The sequence below is a fragment of the Parafrankia elaeagni genome, from assembly GCF_000374165.1.
Classification (GTDB): Bacteria; Actinomycetota; Actinomycetes; order Frankiales; family Frankiaceae; genus Parafrankia; species Parafrankia elaeagni.
The window spans coordinates 1-3,032 of sequence record NZ_KB893682.1; the positions used below are offsets into that span (position 1 = coordinate 1).

Here is a 3,032-nt window from a genome sequence, read left to right on the forward strand (position 1 = left end):
CAGGTCACCCCGCGCCACACAACTGATCATCCAAGCCGGATCACACCAGCCGATCACCAGCAGCACAGATCAGCGACTTCCCAAACAGGCCCTAGCGCGCGAAGAACCACCTGCTCGGCCTGCTCGCGCTCTCCCCGGCCCGCACCGGCCGGGCCACCACCCGCACCGACGTCGACCGGGCCCTCACCAGGTTCTTCGAGTACTGCGCCACGACCGGCGCGACCGTCCCCGAGGTCGTCACCCTCGCCGAGACGGTCTCGGACTGGCGCGTCGAGATCACAGGCGCCGTCCTGCACGGCCTGTCCAACGCCGCGGCCGAGGGAGTCAACCGACTGATCAAACTCGTCTACCGGACCGCCTTCGGCCTGACCAACGTCGCAAACCAGCAACGCCGCGCCCGTTACACCGCGTCCCGTTCCACCCGCCCCACCTGGCTACACCCCGTCACCATCTACGCGACGGCCGCGTGATCAATCGATCACACATTCCAGCTCAGTGCGGAGAGCCACTTTGGCCTGCTGCGTTCGGCTTCGAGTCGACTGCTCTGACCATGCGCATGGTAGCTGTGTAACGGCAGGGTCAGAGCTTGGTCTCCAACGGTCAGTGCACCACGGCTACGAGCCTACCGAGGTGATCACAGAAGAAACCCACACATAGAAGCCGTAATCAAATAGTCTCTTTTCTTGCCGGAAGAATCTTGTAGTTCCATTCGCCGTGGAACTTCTCGCGCTCAATCGGGATTGATTCGCGTTGAGTCTTGGTCACTACGATCTTCGTGGGGTAGTCGGCGGGATCGAGTTCGCAGCGCACGACGAGGCCGGTGGTGGTGGTCGTGTTCGCGATGAGGCTGACGATAGTGGCATAGGTCGTCAGCGGTCGGCCGCGCCAGTTGATGCTGATCTGGGAGAACAACCGGTGCTCTATCTTGTTCCATTTGCTGGTACCGGGCGGGAGGTGACAGACAAAGATCTCCAGACCAGACCTGGCGGCGAACACCGCCAACTCCAGCTTCCACAGCCACGGCCGGTTTCCGTTCGACCCACCACAGTCCGCGGTAATCATCAGCCGGCGGGCATTCGGATATTTCTCCCGACCCATCTCCTCCCACCACCTGCTGATCGAGGCGACAGCGAACTGCGACGTGTCGTGGTCAATCCCGACCGACACCCAGGCAGAATTGTCAGCAAGATCGTAAACGCCGTAAGGAATCGCTTTCCCGTCGGCCAGATACGGGAAATCGTAGGCGTTCACCTCGGCTGGCTGGCCCTTCGGATGCCACTCGTGGCCGTCCTGCTCGAACGCCCCGACCAGCTCCTTCTTCTTCGTGTCGACGCTGACCACCGGGTCGCCGGCGGCCAAGAAGGCCGCCGCGAGGTCGTGGATGTGACGGAACTGGGCATCCCGGTCGGGATGGCTGCCGCCCTCCTTCGTCTTACGCGTGCCCTGCAGGCTGAAACCCATCCCCCGCAGCACCTTGGAGACCACCGTGTGGCTGACCGGAAAGCCCAGCGAGGTCACCTCATCGGCGAGCCTGCGGGTCGATTTCGTCGTCCAGCGCAGCGGCGACTCCGGATCCCCGCGACTCTCCGGCTCGATCAGCGTGTCGAGCACCTCGACGATCCCCGGCTGGGAGGCCTCGACCTTCTTGCGGCTACCGCCCGGCGCACGCACCCGCCCACCCTTGATGACGTTCGGGTCGTCGAGTTCGTCTATCCCGCGACGGATCGTCTCGCGCGCGGCACCGGTCGCCAGCTTCACCGCCGCGATACCGCCATGCCCCCACGCGACGGCCTCCGCACCCATCGCCAGCCGCCAGTCCCGCTCATTCAACCGCGACTGCAACGCCTCCAGACGCGTCCGCAACGCGATGTACCTCTCCGAGGCCTCATCCACCACGCCCCGTAGCCTAACCGTCCAATCACAGTAGAGACTGAAAACTAGATCAACAAGAGAAGTTATTTAATTCCGGCTTCATAGATCAAATGATCAATTTATTTGATTACGCTTCCTAGCTGCTGGAGCCTGGCCGAGGCGATCGGGGAGCGGGGTCCGCACCGCCTGCACCATCTGCTGTCCCGCGCCTCCAAGTCCGATCAACTTCGAGGGTGTCTCACTGCACGAATAGTCGGGTTATCCTCTATGCCAGGAATCTCCCGAGCAAGGCATGAAATTGCATTTTCCAGGAAGGTGTGAAACGTTTTCATGAGATTGTCCGAGTTCACGTAAATACCGCTAGGAGCTCGGGGTGAGCTTACATGGATGCCGCTTTTAGTCCATCGAAAACTGATGGTGTCGGCGTGCTCGGTGAATCCGATTGATGCGTCACGATGGGAGGCGATGTTTTCGGCCACCCAGGAAACGCCTTGCATGAAGTCGACAAGAGTGACGACCTCGTCCGTAGAGATGAATTCTACGCCGTCTAGCGCAAACACGATATGCACGTAGAGGAGATAGTATTGAAGTTCGGTCTCGCCGATGGCTTTCAGATCCTCTTGGCGCGCTCGCTCCCAGCTTCTATATAGGGGCGAACTGCGCTCTGGAATCGAGAAACGTAGATCAATCATCTAGTTTCGTATTTTCCCTACACTAGAACGGAAACGCTGTTACGATCTTACCCTCGACGAGAACGACGCGGATACTAGTAAGATCCTTTCCGCCGTTCGCCGGCCCGGCGACTCCCACCGGATTCCCGAAGTCCCACTCGTAGACCCTTCCGGGTCGCGGCCTTCCTGTTTTTGGATCATTTGAATTCGGTCGAGACTGTGCTCGATTGAGAGTTTCCAAGATGCGCTGACGAACCATTTTTGATTTACCGGTGAAGATACCTGCTCGGCTGTCGACATCTGACCCACCCGGACGATGGCGATCAAGAATGTGCTGCCAAGCTGCATCGGTCCAAACCTCGGGCCCACACGAAGGGTCGGCGTTGTGGACGAGTGCGGGGGTGGTTCCTGCGAGGACGTAGTAGGTGTGGAGGGTGTCGACGGTGAGGTTGTAGACGGTGTCGTGTTGCTGGTACTCGCGGGTTCCGG

At 60.3% G+C, this 3,032-nt stretch carries 3 protein-coding genes and 1 pseudogene; 1 reads left to right on the forward strand and 3 read right to left on the reverse strand.

Annotated elements, in window-relative coordinates; genetic code table 11:
* Positions 1-119 precede the first annotated feature (119 nt).
* The gene (locus B207_RS37865) at positions 120-470 is read left to right on the forward strand and encodes a transposase (RefSeq protein ID WP_230204833.1); all 351 of its coding nucleotides are present in this window, start codon (positions 120-122) and stop codon (positions 468-470) included.
* Between the two features lie 196 nt (positions 471-666).
* Here the strand turns inward: B207_RS37865 and B207_RS0104405 are convergent, their stop codons facing one another.
* The 3 genes and pseudogenes from B207_RS0104405 to B207_RS39490 all read right to left on the reverse strand — a co-directional run.
* Positions 667-1,896, reverse strand: a complete 1,230-nt coding sequence (locus B207_RS0104405; protein WP_018635311.1) for an ISAzo13 family transposase — start codon at positions 1,894-1,896, stop codon at positions 667-669.
* A gap of 197 nt (positions 1,897-2,093) precedes the next feature.
* Positions 2,094-2,564 carry a hypothetical protein gene (locus tag B207_RS39485; RefSeq protein WP_154675143.1) on the reverse strand — a complete coding sequence of 157 codons (471 nt, stop codon included), beginning with the start codon at positions 2,562-2,564 and terminating at the stop codon, positions 2,094-2,096.
* Between the two features lie 22 nt (positions 2,565-2,586).
* A pseudogene (locus B207_RS39490) lies at positions 2,587-3,032 on the reverse strand (polymorphic toxin-type HINT domain-containing protein); the annotation flags it as partial.

Coding starts and splice junctions, on each gene's coding strand:
- B207_RS39485 (WP_154675143.1), bottom strand. CDS start 2,564: ATGATTGATCTACGTTTCTCGATTCCAGAGCGCAGTTCGCCCCTATAT.